The 19,854-nt window shown below is 37.1% G+C and carries 20 protein-coding genes and 2 tRNA genes; 9 read left to right on the top strand and 13 right to left on the bottom strand.

Going from position 1 to position 19,854, the window contains the following annotated elements; translation table 11 throughout:
- Nucleotides 1-574 (bottom strand): phage integrase SAM-like domain-containing protein (locus tag ESZ48_RS16310; protein ID WP_190246288.1); only part of this gene is annotated, 574 nt, incomplete at its 3' end.
- Between the two features lie 233 nt (nucleotides 575-807).
- A tRNA-Arg gene (locus tag ESZ48_RS16305) sits at nucleotides 808-881 on the bottom strand.
- 364 nt (nucleotides 882-1,245) lie between these two features.
- Here ESZ48_RS16305 and ESZ48_RS16300 point away from each other — a divergent pair.
- Both ESZ48_RS16300 and ESZ48_RS16295 read left to right on the top strand, forming a co-directional pair.
- Complete coding sequence (locus ESZ48_RS16300) at nucleotides 1,246-1,806, top strand: YeeE/YedE family protein (protein ID WP_129018567.1); 561 nt, start codon at nucleotides 1,246-1,248, stop codon at nucleotides 1,804-1,806.
- 89 nt (nucleotides 1,807-1,895) lie between these two features.
- Nucleotides 1,896-2,309 (top strand): DUF6691 family protein, encoded by a 414-nt coding sequence (locus ESZ48_RS16295; protein ID WP_129018566.1) that lies wholly within the window; start codon nucleotides 1,896-1,898, stop codon nucleotides 2,307-2,309.
- 113 nt (nucleotides 2,310-2,422) lie between these two features.
- On the opposite strand, the gene ESZ48_RS16290 is transcribed toward ESZ48_RS16295, so the two are convergent.
- From ESZ48_RS16290 to ESZ48_RS16270, 5 genes are all read right to left on the bottom strand, one after another.
- Nucleotides 2,423-2,698 carry an ATP-dependent Clp protease adaptor ClpS gene (locus ESZ48_RS16290; protein ID WP_129018565.1) on the bottom strand — a complete coding sequence of 92 codons (276 nt, stop codon included), beginning with the start codon at nucleotides 2,696-2,698 and terminating at the stop codon, nucleotides 2,423-2,425.
- Nucleotides 2,699-2,780: 82 nt separating this feature from the next.
- On the bottom strand, nucleotides 2,781-3,617 hold the full coding sequence (gene prmA / locus ESZ48_RS16285) for a 50S ribosomal protein L11 methyltransferase (protein ID WP_129018564.1): 837 nt from the start codon (nucleotides 3,615-3,617) through the stop codon (nucleotides 2,781-2,783).
- A 67-nt stretch (nucleotides 3,618-3,684) separates the two neighbouring features.
- Complete coding sequence (gene tpiA / locus ESZ48_RS16280; protein WP_129018563.1) at nucleotides 3,685-4,434, bottom strand: triose-phosphate isomerase; 750 nt, start codon at nucleotides 4,432-4,434, stop codon at nucleotides 3,685-3,687.
- 56 nt (nucleotides 4,435-4,490) lie between these two features.
- Nucleotides 4,491-5,585 (bottom strand): BT_3928 family protein, encoded by a 1,095-nt coding sequence (locus ESZ48_RS16275; RefSeq protein ID WP_129018562.1) that lies wholly within the window; start codon nucleotides 5,583-5,585, stop codon nucleotides 4,491-4,493.
- Between the two features lie 59 nt (nucleotides 5,586-5,644).
- Complete coding sequence (locus tag ESZ48_RS16270) at nucleotides 5,645-6,187, bottom strand: DUF1599 domain-containing protein (protein WP_129018561.1); 543 nt, start codon at nucleotides 6,185-6,187, stop codon at nucleotides 5,645-5,647.
- Nucleotides 6,188-6,352: 165 nt separating this feature from the next.
- Between ESZ48_RS16270 and folP the strand changes: the two genes are divergently transcribed.
- The 3 genes from folP to cdaA are packed head-to-tail and all read left to right on the top strand — an operon-like array spanning nucleotide 6,353 to nucleotide 8,679.
- Complete coding sequence (folP, locus tag ESZ48_RS16265; RefSeq protein ID WP_129018560.1) at nucleotides 6,353-7,177, top strand: dihydropteroate synthase; 825 nt, start codon at nucleotides 6,353-6,355, stop codon at nucleotides 7,175-7,177.
- A 3-nt stretch (nucleotides 7,178-7,180) separates the two neighbouring features.
- Nucleotides 7,181-7,861, top strand: coding sequence for a hypothetical protein (locus ESZ48_RS16260; protein ID WP_129018559.1), 681 nt, complete (start codon nucleotides 7,181-7,183; stop codon nucleotides 7,859-7,861).
- Nucleotides 7,862-7,896: 35 nt separating this feature from the next.
- On the top strand, nucleotides 7,897-8,679 hold the full coding sequence (gene cdaA, locus ESZ48_RS16255; protein ID WP_129018558.1) for a diadenylate cyclase CdaA: 783 nt from the start codon (nucleotides 7,897-7,899) through the stop codon (nucleotides 8,677-8,679).
- 42 nt (nucleotides 8,680-8,721) lie between these two features.
- Here cdaA and ESZ48_RS16250 read toward each other — a convergent pair whose 3' ends face one another.
- Together ESZ48_RS16250 and truA are read right to left on the bottom strand one after the other, a co-directional pair.
- A complete protein-coding gene (locus ESZ48_RS16250) occupies nucleotides 8,722-10,491 on the bottom strand; it encodes an ABC transporter ATP-binding protein (RefSeq protein WP_129018557.1) in 1,770 nt (589 codons plus the stop codon).
- 1 nt (nucleotide 10,492) lies between these two features.
- Nucleotides 10,493-11,242: a tRNA pseudouridine(38-40) synthase TruA gene (truA, locus tag ESZ48_RS16245; protein WP_129018556.1), complete on the bottom strand. Its 750-nt coding sequence runs from the start codon at nucleotides 11,240-11,242 to the stop codon at nucleotides 10,493-10,495.
- Between the two features lie 210 nt (nucleotides 11,243-11,452).
- On the opposite strand from truA, the gene ESZ48_RS16240 reads away from it, so the two are divergent.
- The gene (locus tag ESZ48_RS16240; RefSeq protein WP_129018555.1) at nucleotides 11,453-11,944 is read left to right on the top strand and encodes a metallophosphoesterase family protein; all 492 of its coding nucleotides are present in this window, start codon (nucleotides 11,453-11,455) and stop codon (nucleotides 11,942-11,944) included.
- A gap of 499 nt (nucleotides 11,945-12,443) precedes the next feature.
- Here ESZ48_RS16240 and ESZ48_RS16235 read toward each other — a convergent pair whose 3' ends face one another.
- Nucleotides 12,444-12,854, bottom strand: coding sequence for a DUF4293 domain-containing protein (locus tag ESZ48_RS16235; RefSeq protein WP_129018554.1), 411 nt, complete (start codon nucleotides 12,852-12,854; stop codon nucleotides 12,444-12,446).
- A gap of 223 nt (nucleotides 12,855-13,077) precedes the next feature.
- Here ESZ48_RS16235 and rho point away from each other — a divergent pair, with 223 nt between their 5' ends.
- Nucleotides 13,078-14,883, top strand: a complete 1,806-nt coding sequence (rho, locus tag ESZ48_RS16230; RefSeq protein ID WP_129018553.1) for a transcription termination factor Rho — start codon at nucleotides 13,078-13,080, stop codon at nucleotides 14,881-14,883.
- 142 nt (nucleotides 14,884-15,025) lie between these two features.
- Here rho and rpsT read toward each other — a convergent pair whose 3' ends face one another.
- From rpsT to proS, 3 genes are all read right to left on the bottom strand, one after another.
- Nucleotides 15,026-15,277 (bottom strand): 30S ribosomal protein S20, encoded by a 252-nt coding sequence (gene rpsT / locus ESZ48_RS16225; RefSeq protein ID WP_129018552.1) that lies wholly within the window; start codon nucleotides 15,275-15,277, stop codon nucleotides 15,026-15,028.
- 26 nt (nucleotides 15,278-15,303) lie between these two features.
- Nucleotides 15,304-15,375, bottom strand: a tRNA-Glu gene (locus tag ESZ48_RS16220).
- 144 nt (nucleotides 15,376-15,519) lie between these two features.
- Nucleotides 15,520-16,998 carry a proline--tRNA ligase gene (proS, locus tag ESZ48_RS16215; RefSeq protein ID WP_129018551.1) on the bottom strand — a complete coding sequence of 493 codons (1,479 nt, stop codon included), beginning with the start codon at nucleotides 16,996-16,998 and terminating at the stop codon, nucleotides 15,520-15,522.
- 100 nt (nucleotides 16,999-17,098) lie between these two features.
- Here proS and ESZ48_RS16210 point away from each other — a divergent pair, with 100 nt between their 5' ends.
- Both ESZ48_RS16210 and ESZ48_RS16205 read left to right on the top strand, forming a co-directional pair.
- On the top strand, nucleotides 17,099-18,244 hold the full coding sequence (locus ESZ48_RS16210) for a hypothetical protein (RefSeq protein ID WP_129018550.1): 1,146 nt from the start codon (nucleotides 17,099-17,101) through the stop codon (nucleotides 18,242-18,244).
- Nucleotides 18,245-18,273: 29 nt separating this feature from the next.
- A complete protein-coding gene (locus ESZ48_RS16205; RefSeq protein WP_129018549.1) occupies nucleotides 18,274-19,785 on the top strand; it encodes an OmpP1/FadL family transporter in 1,512 nt (503 codons plus the stop codon).
- Nucleotides 19,786-19,854 lie beyond the last annotated feature (69 nt).

The raw sequence follows: 19,854 nt of genomic DNA, 5'->3' as shown, positions 1-19,854 counted from the left end.
TGTGTTTCATCACCGTATTATTGCACAACGCCTTGGGATGACCTGCAGGATAGAGATTAGATAGATAACCTTGGAAATCGGTTAAAAACTCGTAGTTGATTTCTTTTAGGTAAACGTCTGTGGTTTTGCGGTGTTTCTTTAGAAACTTTTCCACGTGGGATTCGGTAACCCCAAAGAGCCGGATGGAACCTTTCGCCAATGTATTGGCTGTTTTGGCTTTGTGATAATTGATAATATCAAATAGTGATTTTCCTTGATCTTCCCCTACTCCAGTGTAATGAGCTTTTACAAGTTGGGCGGTGACGAGCTTGCCTTTAAATTTGAGGTCTTGATAGATTTGGAAGATTTGGGAATTGACTTCTTCGAGATAAAAATTAATTTGGCGTGACAACGCCGAAGTTCCTTTAGCTTTCTTTCTTGTAGAATTCCATAAATCTATAGGCATTCTCCTTTTTAAACTAAGGTTTACTCTTTTTCCATCAACAGTAATTCTGATGTAGATTAATGCTTCATTATTAATTGCTCTAGTGGATTGTATCCAAAAGAGTGTCGAGAAAGTTTGTTTTGTGCGCATGGTTGTCGTCTTTAAGATTAAACATTCATAGGACGAAAGTCAAATCAACCATACTCATTCAATATACTGTTTTTATTCAAAGTGTCTGCTGAGCAGACACTTTGAATTAGTGGTAACCGAATAGCAGACATTTTAATTGAATTGATATCAAATTAAATGTTTGACTAAAAACAGAAAAACCATGCTAAACATAGTGTTTGCATGGTTTTGATGCTATTTCTAATAGCTTTTAGTGACCTCGACTGGATTCAAACCAGTAACCTCTTGAGCCGTAATCAAGTGCGCTATTCAGTTGCGCCACGAGGCCTAATTTTACTCTAAATAACCTTTAGTGCGCCCATACCGGAAGGTACATTCGGACATACACGAGGCCTTTTAAAGTGGGTGCAAATATAACACTTTTATTAAATTAGTACCAAACAATTTATTTCAAATTTGTAAATGTTTATTTGCCAACTCTGATTCATGTAGAATTAGGAGGTTTTTTCTAACATCAATTTGGCACATTTACCTTCTAGAACATGTCTAAGCACGACTTCATTAAGCATTTTAATCAAGAGTAGACAGTATCATAGTTTCCGAACATGACCTGAAGCAGGTATTGTATTTTTTGAGGAACAATCCTTACAAATCTAACTTAGTACACTTACATTTGCAAAAAAAATAATTCAATGGAATACATTTTACAACCTTGGCCTTGGTACGTTTCAGGTCCCTTGCTAGCCATGATCATGTTTACACTTATTTATTTTGGGAAGACTTTTGGAATGTCCTCCAATCTGAGAACCTTTTGCGCCATTGCTGGGGCAGGTAGAAAAACTGCTTTTTTTGACTTCGATTGGAAGTCGCAAAAATGGAATTTGGTTGTCGTTTTGGGCGCGGTGATTGGCGGATTTATCGCTCATTTTTTATTATCCAATCCGGTTGACATCGATTTGAATCCTGTAACTGTTGAAAGCCTATCACAATTAGGGTTTGAAAATGCAGGAAAAAGCTTATTACCAGCCGAATTATTTAGTTGGGATGCCGCTTTCAGCCTGAAAGGTTTATCCACTTTAATTATTGGAGGCTTCTTGGTTGGCTTCGGAACCCGCTATGCCGGCGGATGTACATCTGGGCATGCCATTACTGGTTTAAGTAACTTACAACTGCCATCTTTAATCGCTGTAGTTGGCTTTTTTCTTGGTGGATTGATTATGATTCACTTACTATTCCCTTTAATTTTTGGTTAACATGAAATGTCCTTTTGCGAATTTTAAATTAGCTTAAAAGTTAACTTGGACCTTGCAGCTGACATTCAAAAAACAATAAATATATACAGATGAAATTTTTAAAATTTTTACTCGTTGGAGTTGTCTTCGGAATCATTTTAGTGAAATCTGAGGCGGTATCATGGTATCGCATCTATGAAATGTTCCGCTTTGAATCCTTCCACATGTACGGGATTATAGGTACTGCAATTGCCACAGGAGTGATTTTACTTCTGATCACTAAAAAATTCAAGTTCAAAAATATAGAAGGTGGCTTAATGAGCGTCCCTGATAAAGAGAAAGGCTTTACACGCTATATTTTAGGTGGCACGCTTTTCGGCTTGGGATGGGCATTATCTGGGGCTTGCCCAGGACCAATGTACATCTTGGTTGGCACGGGAGTTTTCACGATGCTCATTGTTATTTTAGCAGCGATTCTTGGCACTTACGTTTATGGGGTGTTGAAAGATAAGCTTCCGCATTAAATTCGGGTAAGTGACTGCTTCGGTTACGGAGAGTTTCTTGCAGAGGCGCAGGAGGCGCCAAGAAAGAAAAAAGACCTCTCAGATTCTAAAAACCTGAGAGGTTTTCTTTTTAATTATATTATTTCTGCACTCAAACCCGCCTCCAAAAGCATGGAGCAACGTGGTTTAAGATCTTCATAAGATCCTGTTTTTACAGTACACTTTCCTTTATAATGGACTAATATGGAACATTGCTCTGCTTGTTCAGGGGTATGGTCGCACGCATAAATAAGCGTATCAATGACGTAATCAAAAGTATTGACATCGTCATTATACAACACAATCTCGTTCTGATTTTGCTCTAGGGTATCAACGAGAAGGTCTTCTTTAATTTTCTCTTTAGTACTCATTTTTTTTGTCTTCAGTATGCAGTATTCAGTCTGCACAGTTTATCACTTTTATTAGGTTTCTCTTTTATCCTCTATCCTCTAGCTAATTTACGAATTTTAAAGCCACCCAATTATTTCTTTCCAAACTTTCAACGTAGGTCAACCCCTGTTTATTGCATTCTTCTTGAATGGCGGGAATATCGTGATTGTAAAATCCGCTCAAAAAAATCGTTCCCTTTGGGTTGAGACATTTGGCATAAGAATCGAGATCATTCAGTAGTATATTTCGGTTAATGTTGGCAATGATGGTATCATATTTTCGATTTTCCAATAAACTGGCATCACCTTCCAAAACTGTAATGTGTTTACAGTTATTTCGTTCCACATTTTCCAAACTGTTCAAATAACACCAATTGTCATAATCGATGGCATCTATAGGCTTGGCTCCTTTCATCTCAGCAAGAATCGCCAAAACACCTGTACCACAGCCCATATCCAATACCGATTTATCCTTGAAATCATTTTTCAGAATATGCTGAATCATCATATGCGTCGTCTCATGATGCCCAGTACCAAAACTCATTTTAGGCTCAATAACAATGTCGTATTCGGTTTCTGGTTTGGCGTGAAATGGCGCACGAACGGAACAGATATCATCAACAATAATAGGATTGAAATTCTTTTCCCATTCTTCATTCCAATTGACCTGGTCAATATCCTCAAAAGTATAAGAAAACTCAAATTCATCAGATTTCAAAATTTGAATATCCTCTAAAATATTCTCATTCCATTCGTCCTTCTGGATATACGCGGTAACACCTTCGTCAGTTTCCACAAAACTCTCAAAACCAGCATAACCCAATTCAGCAATCAGGATTTCTGTTCCTGGTTGTAGCGGTTCTACCTTAAATTGATAACCTATATAAATTGTGTTGGACATTTTTGATTTCTAATTTCCGTCGTGCAGAGTTCCATAAAGGAACTCAAGACGGGGTTTGTATTTATAATTAAAATGAATTTACAATGGCAAAAAAATCGTCTGCATTAAGTGCAGCTCCACCAATTAATCCGCCATCAACGTCTGGTTTAGAGAAAATCTCTTTAGCATTTGATGGTTTACAGCTGCCACCATAAAGAATAGACATATTATCGGCTAAATCCTTTCCGTATTTATCTGCCAATGTTTTTCTAATAAACGCGTGCATATCCTGAGCCTGCTCCGGGCTTGCGGTTTCACCTGTACCAATCGCCCAAACAGGTTCATAAGCCAAAACGATGTTCTTAAATGCTGATGCATCTAAATGAAATAAGGCATTTTTGATTTGATCTTCAACAATATGCTCCTGATTTTCAGATTTCCGATCTTTCAACTCTTCACCAAAACAGAAAATAACACGCATCTCGTTTTTTAGGGCTGCATCCACTTTTTTAGCCAGCAGCTCATCCGTTTCATTAAAATAAGCTCGGCGCTCACTATGTCCTAAAATGACCGTTTTAACACCAAGACTTTTTATCATCGTGGCACTGACCTCTCCAGTGTAGGCACCAGATTCTGCGAAATGCATATTTTGTGCAATCACCTCAATAGAACTGTCTTTTAGCGAATTAAAAGCTTGCCAAAGGTTAGTGAATGATGGTGCGATCATCACCTCAACATCGCCAATCTTGTTTTGCGATTTAAGCTCTCTAATCAATGTTTCCGTTTCCGACAAACCATTGTTCATTTTCCAGTTTCCTGCTACGATATTTTTTCTCATATGCTATCTTCAAATTCCTTTCAAAAAAGAACTTATTTTTTAGTTAATATTCTATTTTATAATTTTAATTCCTCAATATCATTCCAATGTTTCTTTTGCATCACCGTTCCTTTGTTTAAAATGACCACTCCCGGATTTGAACGCACAATGGTTTTTAAAACTTTTTCATCACACAGATAAAATTCAAAATCGAGGTTGTAAACAGACTTGATATTTTGCTTTGTGGCTTCATCAGATGTGGTCATTCCAATAACAGTGTACCCCTTTTTGAGCGCTTCATCTGCCAAGGATTTCAATTTCAGCATCCCATCTTTTTCAGCGGATTTTAAATCATATGCCACAATCATTAATAATTTATCCTTTTCCAAGAAATAATCGGTCAAGTCTTCGTCTTCAGATTCTATTGAGAAATCCTGTATTCTAGGCAAGTCAGCCGCCTGTATTTCTTTGGTTTCTACGCCAATAATCTCATCGTACTCCGCTGGTCCTTGTCCACGGTCAGTCACCGTTTTCTCTTCGCCATTAAGTGTATAGGTCCATACATAATCGATAATGGCTTTTTTTGCATCTGGTCCAAGCGTCATGTTTTCCTGCAGATTATCACCAATCTTATAAGCTCTAAAATCGATGGCTGGTAAATGCATCAGCACGTAATATCCAAATGACAATGAGGCAAGAAAACCAACAAGCGCTATAACGGTTGTACCGAGCTTACTGAAAATTGGTTTAATATGTTTCACTCCAAGAAAGAGAATTAGAATAAAGACCAATAAAACAATATCTTTAGTAAAACTCTGCCACGGTGTCAACGGCATCGCATCACCAAAACATCCACAATCCTTTACCTTATCAAAATAGGCAGAATAAAATGTCAAAAAGGTGAAGAAGATAATCATGAGCAACAAGCTCCACACGGTGAATTTCGGCTTATAACCAATAAGCAGAAAGATACCCAATACCACTTCAAAAACAACTACCATCACGGCAATTCCCAAAGCATAAGGTTCCAAAAACGGAAGGTTTAAAACATCAGTTCCAAAATACTCCTGAAGTTTATAAGAAAAACCCAAAGGATCATTAAGCTTTACAAATCCCGATATAATAAAAAGGATGCCTACAAATATTCTACTGATAGCTACTATAAATTTCATAAAATTACAAAGTTAAAAATTCCAAACCCCAATAAAGAAGTTTGTAAAGACTACTATACTTATATGTTTTGACTCAAATGAATCAGGGCAAAAACCGAATAATTGATCATATCCTGATAATTAGCGTCAATACCTTCACTTACCAACGTTTTACCTGCGTTATCTTCTATTTGTTTTACTCTTAACAGCTTTTGCAAGATAAGGTCTGTTAAACTGCTGACCCTCATTTCCCGCCATGCTTCACCATAATCGTGGTTCTTGTTCATCATGAGTTCTTTGGTCAAAGCTATTTTTTCATCGTAAAGTTTGGTGGCTACTGTCACGGACATATCTGGTTTTTCAGCCACACCTTTATCCAACTGAATCAATGCCATTGTGCAATAATTGATGATGCCTATAAATTCGCTTTCCTCACCTTCATCCACCTTACGCTCAGCATTTTGCTGCAAACCTCGAATACGTTGTGCTTTTATAAAAATTTGATCGGTTAAGGACGGAAGCCTCAAAATACGCCACGCACTTCCATAATCGGACATTTTATTAACAAAGAGATTTCTGCATTTTTCAATAACAGCATCGTATTGTTTTGAGGTATCTTGCATAGAAAATTGGTAATTTTGCGTAAATTTCGCCTAAATAGTTCAGAGTTCAAAGTTCAGGGTTCAAAGTTTTCCAGATATAAAATTATAATTTAGTGAATATCCATAAATTTGACTTTTGCGCCATCAATACTTTGAATTTCAAACTTAAAAATCGGAATCAACCTCATGACCATAAATTGTAAAGGGCAGCTTATTGATTTGACCATTCCTAAAGTTATGGGCATCTTAAATCTGACTCCAGATTCTTTTTATGATGGTGGCGTTTACAAAAATAATGCTGATATTTTAAAGCAAGTGGACAAAATGCTGAATGAAGGTGCCGATTTTATTGATATTGGCGCCTATAGTTCAAGACCAAATGCCGCCCATATTACTGAGAAAGAAGAATTGCAACGATTGCTTCCAATTATAAAGTTGTTGACAGATGCTTTTCCTGATGTTTTAATCTCTGTGGATACGTTTAGGAGTGAAATTGCCAAACAATCAATCAACGCGGGAGCTTGTATGATCAATGACATATCGGCTGGAAAAATGGACGAAAACATGTTAACCACCATTGCAGAACTAAAAATTCCTTATATTATGATGCATATGAAGGGTACACCTCAAAACATGCAACAAAACGTTAGATATGAGCATTTGATGAAGGAAATACTCTTTTACTTTTCTGAACGCATTGCTGCAGCAAGAACTTTAGGCATTGTGGATGTGATTGTGGATCCTGGTTTTGGATTTTCAAAAACGACTGCTCAAAATTATGAGCTATTAAAAAATTTGGAACTATTTAAAATGTTGGAGAAACCTCTTTTGGTTGGATTTTCCAGAAAATCGATGATCTATAAACCACTTCATACGTCGGCAGCTCAGGCACTGAATGGTACTACCGTCTTAAACACGCTTGCCCTGCAGAAAAACGCGACTATTTTAAGAGTCCATGATGTTAAAGAAGCTAAGGAATGTATTGAACTGACACAGCAATTAAACTTATAATCCATGAAATATCTATCCCTCCTATTACTTCTTTTGACTTTTTCCTGTAACAACGAAAAAACTATTTTACTTCCTGAAATAGAGAATGCTGAGATTACTGAAGTTCATGATATTTCTCCAATCTATATTTTTTATGATGAAACAAAAACAGACAGCCTTGAACTCAATAGAAACAATATTATCAGTACGACTAACTGGCTTGTCAACATCGATAAAAGACTGACATTAGGTCAAGTTATTCCGAAGATCGTCCTGTTACAAGATAAAAAACGCAATGCTGAAGTTCATAAAAATGAAAATTCTAAAAATTATTATACTTGTAATGACACCAGTATTCAGAACCTAGGATTTTTAGAGTTTACACAAATCATTTACAAGATGAAATCTATCCTCCCCAACGTCTCGTCAGATTATTACAATTCTAAAGAAAAACGGTTAATCTTAGATTTCAAGGCTCCAAATGACATTAAATTTGTGACACTTTATAACGATTCCATTATCAAAAAATCGACGATAAAGACGCTTAAAAATGATCTTGAAACACTGCCTAAGGAGACAGTTTACGATTTAGTGCTGAGTATCAATGATCAATTAACCTTTCAGGATTATATTACTTTCAAATCAACACTTTCAAAAGTAAAATCGCCTAATTTGACTATAAATGAAAACGAGTTCATTTATTAACCCTATTTTTTTAATTTTATAAAAACATTTCTGGATTGGACGAGCTTAAATTTTGGGATTTTGGGATTATAGATTTTATTGATGTCTTCCTCGTTGCCATACTTTTATATTATGTCTATAAGCTTATAAAAGGTACTGTTGCCATCAATATATTTATTGGTATCATCATCATCTATTTTGTATGGAAATTGACCGCATTCCTCAAAATGGGTCTCCTAAGCTCGATCTTTAGCGGTTTTATGGACGTTGGAATTATCGCGTTAATTGTAGTCTTTCAACCTGAAATAAGAAAATTCCTATTGATGGTTGGCTCTACAAACTTTGGAAATAAACGGAAGTTCCTAAGACATCTTAATTTTCTAAAAACTGAAGGACAAGTACAAACGGATGTTGACGAAATTATTTCTGCATGCAAAAAAATGGCATCCACCAGAACAGGAGCACTAATTGTCCTGGAACGGAATAACAATCTCGATTTTTTGACAAGCTCTGGTGATGCAATGAATATTGCCGTAACACAACCCATCATTGAAAGTATTTTTTTCAAAAATAGTCCACTGCATGATGGTGCTATAGTCATTGCAAATAATACAGTAAAAGCCACGCGGGTGATTCTTCCAGTTAGTAATGAAAGAAACATTCCACAACGTTTTGGATTGCGACATCGAGCAGCTGTTGGGATTACTGAAAAAACCGATGCCTTAGCCATTGCCGTTAGTGAAGAGACGGGACAGATTTCTTATATAAAAAATGGGGAATTTGTGATGTTTAAAGATAATGCAGAACTGATTGAAATGATCAAAAAGGATTTGGCCTAATAAAACATCACCCTACATCACCGTTAGAAATCAATCTAGAGCCTAAACCGCTTCATTCTTTAAAAACTGTACTTCATATAAATTTCTGTAGTAACCATTTTCATTTTGAAGTAATTTCTTATGAGTTCCCTCTTCGACAATTTGTCCAGCATCCATAACAATAATTTTGTCAGCTTTTTGAATCGTAGCCAAGCGGTGTGCGATGACGATAGAGGTTCTATCTTTTGTGATTTTCTCCGTAGCCACTTGCATCAACTGCTCCGAATAGGAATCTACAGAAGATGTTGCTTCGTCCAAAATCAAAATACTTGGATTGGTCACGTAAGCCCTTAAAAAAGAAATCAGTTGTCTCTGTCCCGAAGACAGCATCACGCCACGTTCTTTAACGTTATAATGATACCCGTTTGGTAAACTCATGATAAACTCGTGAAGCCCAATATCCTTGGCAGCCTTTTGAACTTGTGCTTCTGTAATCTCTGGATTATTGAGCGTAATATTATTTAAAATGGTGTCGGCAAAAAGGAATACATCTTGGAGTACCACGGCAATTTGAGCTCTTAACGAGGTCAAGGTCATTTCCTTTATATCCACTTCGTCAATATAAATTTTCCCTTTTTGGATATCGTAAAAACGGTTCAACAAATTGATAATGGTCGATTTCCCTGCTCCAGTGGCTCCAACAATCGCAATGGTTTGCCCTGATTTGACCTCAAAAGAAATATCTTTTAAAACCTCTTCATTATCAATATATGAAAAGTGTACATTTTCAAACTTAATATTGCCCATAAAAGGTGCCGCTTCAATTTTGCCGGCGTCATCAATTTGCGATGTGGTATCCAGTACCGCAAAAACACGATTGGCGGCTACAATTCCCATTTGCAGCGTATTGAACCTGTTTGCAATTTGATTTAAAGGTCTGAATAACATTGGAATCATCATGATGAAAGCGAACAAATCACCTTGAGAAGCCAATTCGTCAGAAATAATATTGAGTCCGCCGTACCATACAACCATCCCTAAAGTCAATGACGATAAAAACTCAGCAATCGGGAAAAAGACGGAGTTGTACCAAACTGTTTTTAACCAGCCTTTTTTATGGCGTGCGTTGATTTCTTTAAACTTTCTGTATTCTGTTTCTTCGCGAGTAAAAAGCTGCAAGATTTTCATTCCAGTGACCCGCTCTTGAACAAAGGAATTGAGATTTGAAACTTCATTACGTACATCTTCAAAGGCAATTTTCATATACTTCTGAAAGATCTTGGTCGCAAAAAGAACAATGGGCAAAGTTGTAAATACCAAAAGACTGAGTTTCCAGTTCATAAAGAGCATGACGCCACCAACCACCAACATTTTCAAGACATCGCTGAAAATCATGAAAAGACCTTCTCCAAAAATATCCGAAATACGTTCCATATCCGTAACCGTTCTTGTAATCAACACGCCTACAGAAGAGTTATCAAAATATTTCATTCGGAAACTCATAATGTGTTTGAACAGTTTCACTCTAATGTCTTTAACAACAGACTGTCCTAGCCAACTGGAATTGTAGATAAAGAGTAATTGACAGATGACTTCCAAGAGCAATAGGACAATCATAATGATGATATAGTACATAAAACCATCATACTTTTGAACCTCAATTTGATTATCGATGGCTTGCTGCAGCACATAAGGTCTCAAAGCCCCAAAAATCGCCAATCCTGTTACAAATAATAAAGTCATTGCAAAAACAAGCTTATAAGGCTTGATGTATTGCATCAATCTTTTGAAGAGGCTCACGTCGTAAACTATAGTTTTCTTTTTGGCACTCATATTATATAGCGTTAAAAATAGTATCAGGATACTGAATATCCATTAAAAATAATCCTTGAGCAGGAACCGAAAACCCTGCTTCATTCCTGTCTTTAGATTTTATTATGGCGTGCAATTGCTCAACCTCAAGTTTGCCCAAACCAATATTGACCATCGTTCCCACAATGGCACGAACCATATTTCTTAAAAAACGATCGGCGGTAATGACAAAAGTCAATTCCGTATCCTTTAAAACCCAATACGCTTCTTTAATGTCACAAAAATACGTTTTCACGTCCGTATTACTTTTAGAAAAAGATTGAAACTCTTTATATTGCATTAATATTTTGCAAGCTTCATTCATTTTATCCAGATTTAAAGGCAAATGGATTTTATAGGCGAAATCATGTGTAAAGACATTCTTGGTATTGGAAATACGATAGTGGTAAGTCCTACTTAGCGCATTAAATCGTGCATGTGCTTTATCTCGAACTTCAAAAACACGATGGACAGCAATGTCGTGAGGCAAAAACCAATTGATCTTATAAATTAATACCTCAATATCAAAAGGTTCTTCCATATCAAAGTGCGCATACATTTGAGCAGCATGAACACCAGCATCGGTTCTACCTGCGCCCATAACTTTTATTGGCGCCCTCAATAAGGTGGTCAATGCGTGTTCCAAAACCTGTTGCACTGAAATGGCATTGGGCTGTTTCTGCCAGCCATGATAGGCTTTTCCATTATATGAAAATTCGATAAAATATCTCAAGGCGACTTTGATAGATTTGAAAGTTTATTAGATGTAAGGACTATAAACCCATTGCTCAAACAAACTAAAATTTGAAAAATAGGATTATACATTACTTACCGATAGTTTAATGCCTTTATCACTATTTTTGTGAGTTGCAAAGTTAGTTATTTATGATTGATGATTTAAAGATTGTTGATTTAAGAATTCAAAAACACAGAAATTCCTATTTTGAAAAAGATTTTACTCCTATCCGACACCCATAGTTATATTGATGAAGATATTCTAAAATATGTAAAACAAGCAGATGAAGTATGGCATGCTGGCGATATTGGCGATTTAAAAGTTACGGATACCATAAAAAAATTAAAACCTCTTAGAGCAGTTTACGGTAATATTGACGATACAAAAGCCCGAATGGAATTCCCGGAAAACAACCGATTTATGTGCGAAGGCGTGGACGTTTTCATCACTCATATTGGCGGCTACCCTGGCAAGTACACCCAACGTGTGCGGGAATTGCTTTACCAAAATCCGCCCAAGCTTTTTATTTGTGGACATTCACACATTCTTAAAGTCATGCCAGATAAAAAATTGAATCTACTCCATATGAACCCTGGTGCCATTGGGAAACACGGTTTTCAACAAGTGAGAACGATGTTGCGCTTTACCATTGACGGCCATAAGATTGATAATTTAGAAGTGATTGAATTTAAGAAATGAGATTGTTCAATAGAGTGGAACACTAATGATACAGATTGAGCAGATTGTGACTGATTTCTATGAAGATATTAGCAAAAATCATAAAAAATTAGCGTCATCAGTGTTCCATTTAAAGGATTTCAAAAACCTCAGTGGATTTTTTCGTGAATGATTATTGCAAAAATTTGGTTTTAGCACTGCGCAACAGTTTCCCTCCTTCGGAGGGATTAAGGGAGGAGTATATTCCAATGCGCCTTCGGCTTTGCTACAAGATATATAGTCAGGAATAACTTAGAGATCCCGCAAAGGGCCGGGATTAATTCAACCAGCATCTTCCAATGCGCCTTCGGCTTTGCAACAAGATATATAGTGAGAAATAACTTAGAGATCCCGCCAAGGGGCGGGATTAGTTCAACCAACATATTCCAATGCGCCTATGGCTTTTGGAAGATGGGTTTCACTAAAAAAACCCGAGATCTTCACCTCGGGTTTACGCACTAAAAAAATTAAGATAATAGGTTTATCGCAATCGATCAACAGATTTTACAAGATCCTCATCCTTTTTTATGGCCTTATTGGCTAACACCAAAAACACGATAGAGAAAATAGGAATGAAAATCCCAACGCCTTTCTCTGAGATTTCACTCTCTCCAGGCGCCATTAGCAATAGATATAGAAATAATCCTAATAAAATAAAGTTCAATATGATATTCAGTCGTCCCAAAACAAATTGGAACTTCCTGTGTTTATAATTAAAAATAGAAATCAAAGATAAGGCAGCAGATCCAAAAAACATAGCCAAATACAACATTTCATCTTGGGCATATACGGGAACATCTTGGGCATTGGTCCATAAATGGAATACAAATATCAAGCCGCAAGAAAAAATGGCTGCTATAAGTAAATAAACGGTTTGAATGCGCTGTAACATGATTTGATCAAAAAAATTAAAAACCAAAATTAACAGTTTCTTTTTGATTCATGCAGCAATTTTTAAAATAAAATTGTATTATTGCATTAACATTCTGTTACTCTCAGAGTAATAAGCTGTTAAATCTTCAAAATTACATTCGGTTTTTTCCTCTTCTTAATCTTGAAAAAAGATTCGGATCAAATCCAATTTCAATTTTTATACTAAATATTCATAAACATACATGTTTGAAATTTCGCAATTAAAAGAAAAGAAGCTTTCTGACTTACAGGAAATAGCTCAAAAGTTAAATGTACCTAAGTACCGCACGCTTAAAAAATTAGATCTGGTTTACCAAATCTTAGATTTACAAGCAGCAAATCCGGAGGTAGTGAAAACTGAAATCGCGGCCATCACTGATACTAAAGCCGATATCAAGGTCGAAACTCCAAAAGCGTCAACACCACCTCAAAAGAAAAAAAGAGAGCGTGTTGAGAAAAAGCCAACTCCAGATAAGGCGCAACAAACAATGGAGTTGCCAGTCGACAAAGTTGAAGTAAAAACACCTGAAGCAAAAACGCCTGAAGTAAAAAAACCAGAAGCTAAGAGACCAGAAATAAAAAGAACTGAACCTAAAAAGGCAGAACCTAAAGCGGTTTCGGCGAGCGATGCTTCAGACAGCTCTAGAAAGGAATCACCGAACCCTAAAAACGTAGAGGTTCGCGAGAAAAAACAACACACTCCTAAAGAAAAAGATTCTGCCAACAAACCACAAGCTAAGGACAACAGACCTCAACGCTCGAGTGAGCCTAACGGCAACAAATCTAGTTCTAAAGATCACAACCATAACCGTGACAGCAGCAATCACGCAGCCTCCAAAGTAAACAACGGCAACAAAGACAATAGAAATCGTTACAGAGAACCTGATTTTGAGTTCGATGCAATTATTGAAAGTGAAGGCGTATTGGACATCATGCAAGATGGCTACGGATTTTTACGATCATCAGATTATAATTACCTCTCCTCCCCTGACGACATTTATGTATCCCAATCTCAAATCAGATTGTTTGGTTTAAAAACCGGAGATACAGTTCTTGGACATGTAAGACCTCCAAAGGAAGGTGAGAAATATTTCCCTTTAATAAAGGTGAGTAAAATTAACGGTCAACGACCAGAAGTTGTTAGAGACCGCGTGTCTTTTGAACACTTGACACCTTTATTTCCTCAGGAGAAATTCAATATCGCTGAAAGACAGAGCACAATATCTACCCGAATCATGGATTTGTTTTCACCTATCGGAAAAGGACAACGTGGTATGATCGTTTCACAACCAAAAACAGGTAAAACAATGCTTTTAAAGGATGTTGCAAATGCTATTGCTGCCAACCATCCTGAGGTGTACCAAATGATTTTACTCATAGATGAACGCCCAGAAGAGGTTACAGATATGCAACGTAACGTCCGTGGTGAAGTTATTGCGTCAACCTTTGATAAGGAAGCCCATGAACACGTTAAAATTGCCAATATCGTATTAGAAAAAGCAAAACGTTTGGTAGAATGCGGACATGATGTGGTGATTCTTTTGGATTCCATCACCCGTTTGGCAAGAGCTTATAATACAGTACAGCCTGCCTCTGGAAAGATATTGAGTGGAGGTGTTGATGCCAACGCCTTACACAAACCAAAACGTTTCTTTGGAGCGGCTCGTAATATTGAAAATGGCGGATCCTTGACCATTATCGCTACAGCCTTAACAGAAACAGGTTCTAAAATGGACGAAGTGATCTTTGAGGAATTTAAAGGAACCGGTAATATGGAATTACAGTTGGATAGAAAAATATCTAACCGTCGTATTTTCCCTGCTATCGATCTAACGTCTTCAAGCACGCGTAGAGACGATCTCTTATTAGATGAGAATACCATCCAAAGAATGTGGGTGATGCGTAAATACCTTGCCGACATGAATCCTGTGGAAGCTATGGAATTTATCAACGACAGATTTAAAAAGACCAAAAACAATGAAGAGTTTTTAGTGTCAATGAATGGATAGAAAGTCCTTCAGAATATAAAACGAAAAAAGCCCTAAATTTTAATTTAGGGCTTTTTTATATTCCAATAATTCGATTTAAAGCACAAAAAAATCCATTCAGCTCGAATGGATTTTCTTATATAGAAATTAAATTTCTTGTTTCTTACAAAGAAGCAACATGCTTAGCCAAACCAGACTTCAAGTTAGCAGCTTTATTATTATGAATAATATCTTTCTTAGCTAACTTATCAATCATAGCAGATACTGTAGGTAACAACGCTTGTGCTTCCTGTGCATTCTCCATTTCACGTAACTTTTTAATAGCGTTACGGGTAGTTCTGTGTTTATACCTGTTGGTTAAACGTTTTGACTCACTACTTCTGATTCTTTTTAATGCTGACTTATGATTTGCCATTTTCTTTCTTTCTTTTTAAAAAATTGTAGCCCGTAGGGGAATCGAACCCCTCTTACCAGGATGAAAACCTGGCGTCCTAACCGATAGACGAACGGGCCATTTGTTTATTCAAGGTGCAAATTAATAACATTTTTTATTAATATGCAAACTTTTCAAATGAACTCACAATGTTTCATTGCGGATGCAAAAATACAACTATTTTTAAGTGTTGCAAGGCCTATGCAAACTATTTTTTAAAATTTTTAATAAGCCTTTGCAAATAACACTCTTCCATTAGATGTTTTCCCAGTAAATACGCAGCTTCCGACTTCCTTTTTCTGATCCAATGGTACGCATCTTATCGTTGCTTTTGTGAGTTCCTTGATCTTCTCTTCTGTTTCTGCAGTACCGTCCCAATGCGCTGAAACAAAGCCTGTTTTCGTCTCAAGAACAGTTTTAAAGTCCTCAAAATTATCTACTTCAGTAATATGCGAATTTCTAAAATCCAATGCTTTTTTAAATAAAGTGTCTTGAATTTCCACGAGCAAATCGTCAATTTTATCAACTAATCCTTCGAGAGAAACATTTTCTTTTGACAAAGTATCTCTTCTGGCCAACTCGACAGTTTTATTTTCTAAGTCCTTTGGGCCAATGGCAATCCTCAAAGGCACACCTTGCAATTCATATTGGGCAAATTTCGCGCCTGGACGATGAGTTGTACGATCATCGTACTTATAACTGATGCCTTTTTTCTTAAATTCACTTATTAAATTGTTTGCCACAACACCAATCTGCTCCAATTGCTCATCGGTTTTATGGATAGGAACAATCACGACATGAATTGGTGCCAAATTAGGAGGCAAAACCAGACCCTTATCATCACTGTGCGTCATAATCAAGGCACCGACCAAACGCGTAGAAACACCCCAAGAAGTCGCCCAAACATAATCGAGCTTACCTTCATTGTTTGTAAATTTCACATCAAAAGCCTTGGCGAAATTTTGTCCTAAGAAATGAGAGGTTCCTGCTTGTAATGCTTTGCCATCTTGCATCAAGGCCTCGATACAATAGGTTTCTTCGGCACCTGCAAAACGCTCACTCTCAGTTTTCACACCTTGAATTACAGGAATGGCCATGAAATTTTCAGCAAAATCGGCATACACCTGATTCATTAATTGCGCTTCTGCCACAGCTTCTGCCTTAGTTGCATGCGCTGTATGGCCTTCTTGCCATAAAAACTCAGCCGTTCTCAAAAACAAACGGGTTCGCATTTCCCAACGCACCACATTGGCCCATTGGTTGATCAATATTGGTAAATCTCTATAACTTTGAATCCATCCTTTATAGGTACTCCAAATAATGGCTTCACTAGTTGGACGTACCACAAGCTCTTCTTCCAATTTTGCCTCCGGATCCACGCGCAACTTTCCTGGATTGTCAGGATCATTTTGTAAACGGTAATGGGTGACCACCGCGCACTCTTTAGCAAACCCTTCGGCATTCTTCTCTTCGGCCTCAAACAAGCTTTTCGGCACAAAAAGTGGGAAATAGGCATTTTGATGTCCGGTTTCCTTAAACTTCCTGTCCAGTTCTGCCTGCATTTTTTCCCAAATAGCATAGCCATAAGGTTTAATCACCATACAGCCTCTAACTGCCGAGTTCTCAGCCAAATCAGCCTTTACAACCAATTCATTGTACCATTTGGAATAGTCTTCCGCTCTACTTGTAAGATTTTTACTCATTACCTGGGTTTTGGCACAAAAGTTGTGCTTATGTTAAATAAATAAATAGTTCGACAAAACTAACTATTTTTGTAATGTTCAACAATAAAAACAAATAGATATGCCATTTAATTCTTACTTATATCGCAGGTTGCCATTTTTTGTTGCACTAAGCTTATTTTTCGTATTAGCTTCTTGTGGATCATACCAGTACGCTGGGTATGAAAACGATGGTATTTACAGTTCTGAAGTCCCTCAGTATGAAGTCTACTATGAAGATGCTCCAGTTAATAACAATAGTTACTACAAAGAGTTTTTCGGAGAGAAATCACAACAATTTGGGCAAATAGCACAAAACGACAATGTTATATTTACCAATATTGACGATTATCAAGGAAATTATTCTGACGATGGCGACATCCAATATGAAGATGGTTACGCTGGATGGGGTCAAAACAGTCAAAACGTAGATATAAACGTCTATTATAATAACAACAGTTGGTATCCATACAGTTATGGCTATTACAGCCCATACCGTGGATGGGGTTATGCAGGTTGGGGTTATTCAGGCTTCTACGCTCCTTTTTATTCTTATGGCTACTACCCAGGATATTATCCTTACTACGGATACGGTTATGGATATGGTTACGGCTACGGTTATAATTACGGCTATGGTAATTACACATATTACGGCAATTATTATCGCAACAGTAGAGATGTATCGTATACCCAAGGAAGACGTGGAAGTGCATACACCAATTCGAGTCGTTCATCAACGTTAAACAGAAACAACTCCAATTTGAATAATTCAAATATTGGAAGACGAAGCACGATTAACTCTTCAAATAGAAGTTCAAGAGAAAATTCAGTGAACTCCACTATCAATAGAAGAAGTTCTACTACAGACACTAGAGTTAGAACCAGTACAAATAGAAATGCTCAACCGGCTACAAGAACCAATACTAATACGAATACCAATAGAAGAAACGTTCAACCAGCTACAAGAACTAACACCAATAGAAACGTTCAGCCTGCTACACGAACCAGAACCAATAACTCTGGAACTAGAAGAAGTGGTGGGAACACAAGAGGTGGTGGGAACAATGTTTCTACACCAAGTTCAAGGAGCAATTCAAATTACTCCGCACCAGCACGCTCTAGCTCTTCACCAGCTCCGGCAGTAAGAAGTAGCGCTCCATCAAGGTCTTCTTCTCCCGCTCCCGCAAGAAGTTCTGGCGGTGGATCATCAAGACGTGGTGGCAGTTAGAAAATTTCCAAATCAAATAAATTAAAATTATGAAAAAGTTAAATTTACTGTTCATAGCTGCCCTTTCTATGTCTAGTATTATGGCTCAGGATATTACTGATGCCGTTAGATATTCACAAGATGAAGTCCAGGGAACTGCAAGATTTAGAAGCATGAGTGGCGCATTTGGAGCACTTGGTGGCGATATGTCTGCCGTGAGCATCAATCCTGCGGGATCGTCAATTTTCACTACAAGTCATGCTTCAATTTCCATATCAAATTTAGGTACTAAAAATAATCTCAATTATTTCAATGGTGCAAGTTCATCATCAGATTCTAAATTTGATCTCAATCAAACAGGAGCAGCATTCGTCTTTAATAATACAAATTCTAATTCTCCTTGGAAAAAGTTTTCGCTTGGTGTTGCCTACGATAAAATATCCAATTTTGAGAATTCCTGGAATGTTAGAGGCGTCAATCCTACCAATTCTATTGGCGAGTATTTTCTTAGTCATGCACAAGGTGTAAGACTGGATCAGATGTCCGCTCTTGATAATGAAAGTTTATCCACCGCGTATTCCGAAATCAACAGATTGTACGGATTTGGGAATCAACAAGCCTTTTTGGGTTACGAATCCTATATTCTTGAACCTGGAATGGACGCAGATGATAACACATCATACGCTTCCAATATTGTTGGAAATAACTTTGACCAAGGATACATCTATGCCGCTTCAGGTTATAACGGTAAATTCAGCTTTAATGCATCCACGCAATACGGTGAAAATTTTTATTTTGGACTGAATCTGAATTCTCATTTCATCAATTACGATAAGTTTACTGACATTCACGAAACCAACAACAATTCTGGTTCTTTGGTAAGAGATGTGAGGTTTCAAAATGCACTGTCAACAATAGGGAGTGGATTTTCATTCCAGTTGGGTGCGATTGCAAAAATAAATGAAGAGTTCCGGGCTGGATTGTCTTACAACTCCCCTACTTGGTACACCATATCAGAAGAGACCACACAATATCTTGGAACCATCATGAATGATGCGAGCTCTGTAATTATCGATCCTTATGTTGTCAACGTTTATCCAGATTATAAACTGCAAACCCCAGGAAAAGTCACTGGAAGTTTAGCTTATATTTTTGGCGATCAAGGATTGATCAGTTTTGATTATTCGTTAAAGAATTACGGCAACACAAAATTCAAACCGACATCTGATCCTTATTTTTCAGTTCAGAACGGCATTATCAGCAACACCTTAAAAAATGCTTCCACCTACAGGATTGGTGGTGAGTATAGAATTAAACAAGTCAGCCTTAGAGGAGGTTACAGATTAGAGGAAAGCCCATATGAAAATAATTCTTTTTATGGCGATTTAAACGGATACTCTTTTGGCTTGGGCTTTAATTTTGGGAATGTCAAATTAGACCTTGCCTATGATCACGCTCAAAGAGATTATAATCAACAGTTATACGCCGTAGGTTTAACAGACGCCGCTCATATTGATTCCAAAAATTCAAATTTCACTCTAACTTTAGGTTTTAGCCTTTAAGACCCTTAAATATATTGATAAAAGCATTCTCCAACCGAGGATGCTTTTTCTATTTGACACCTCTTGGAA

It is taken from the genome of Gelidibacter gilvus (assembly GCF_004115975.1).
Taxonomy (GTDB): Bacteria; Bacteroidota; Bacteroidia; order Flavobacteriales; family Flavobacteriaceae; genus Gelidibacter; species Gelidibacter gilvus.
Note: the sequence above shows the minus strand (reverse complement) of the source record. Positions and strands in the feature narration are given on the sequence as shown.

Excerpts from the sequence above, each read along its gene's own strand:
- ESZ48_RS16300 (WP_129018567.1), top strand. The coding sequence starts at position 1,246 with ATGGAATACATTTTACAACCTTGGCCTTGGTACGTTTCAGGTCCCTTG.
- ESZ48_RS16295 (WP_129018566.1), top strand. The coding sequence starts at position 1,896 with ATGAAATTTTTAAAATTTTTACTCGTTGGAGTTGTCTTCGGAATCATT.
- ESZ48_RS16290 (WP_129018565.1), bottom strand. The coding sequence starts at position 2,698 with ATGAGTACTAAAGAGAAAATTAAAGAAGACCTTCTCGTTGATACCCTA.
- prmA (WP_129018564.1), bottom strand. The coding sequence starts at position 3,617 with ATGTCCAACACAATTTATATAGGTTATCAATTTAAGGTAGAACCGCTA.
- tpiA (WP_129018563.1), bottom strand. The coding sequence starts at position 4,434 with ATGAGAAAAAATATCGTAGCAGGAAACTGGAAAATGAACAATGGTTTG.
- ESZ48_RS16275 (WP_129018562.1), bottom strand. The coding sequence starts at position 5,585 with ATGAAATTTATAGTAGCTATCAGTAGAATATTTGTAGGCATCCTTTTT.
- ESZ48_RS16270 (WP_129018561.1), bottom strand. The coding sequence starts at position 6,187 with ATGCAAGATACCTCAAAACAATACGATGCTGTTATTGAAAAATGCAGA.
- folP (WP_129018560.1), top strand. The coding sequence starts at position 6,353 with ATGACCATAAATTGTAAAGGGCAGCTTATTGATTTGACCATTCCTAAA.
- ESZ48_RS16260 (WP_129018559.1), top strand. The coding sequence starts at position 7,181 with ATGAAATATCTATCCCTCCTATTACTTCTTTTGACTTTTTCCTGTAAC.
- ESZ48_RS16250 (WP_129018557.1), bottom strand. The coding sequence starts at position 10,491 with ATGAGTGCCAAAAAGAAAACTATAGTTTACGACGTGAGCCTCTTCAAA.
- ESZ48_RS16235 (WP_129018554.1), bottom strand. The coding sequence starts at position 12,854 with ATGTTACAGCGCATTCAAACCGTTTATTTACTTATAGCAGCCATTTTT.
- rho (WP_129018553.1), top strand. The coding sequence starts at position 13,078 with ATGTTTGAAATTTCGCAATTAAAAGAAAAGAAGCTTTCTGACTTACAG.
- rpsT (WP_129018552.1), bottom strand. The coding sequence starts at position 15,277 with ATGGCAAATCATAAGTCAGCATTAAAAAGAATCAGAAGTAGTGAGTCA.
- proS (WP_129018551.1), bottom strand. The coding sequence starts at position 16,998 with ATGAGTAAAAATCTTACAAGTAGAGCGGAAGACTATTCCAAATGGTAC.
- ESZ48_RS16210 (WP_129018550.1), top strand. The coding sequence starts at position 17,099 with ATGCCATTTAATTCTTACTTATATCGCAGGTTGCCATTTTTTGTTGCA.
- ESZ48_RS16205 (WP_129018549.1), top strand. The coding sequence starts at position 18,274 with ATGAAAAAGTTAAATTTACTGTTCATAGCTGCCCTTTCTATGTCTAGT.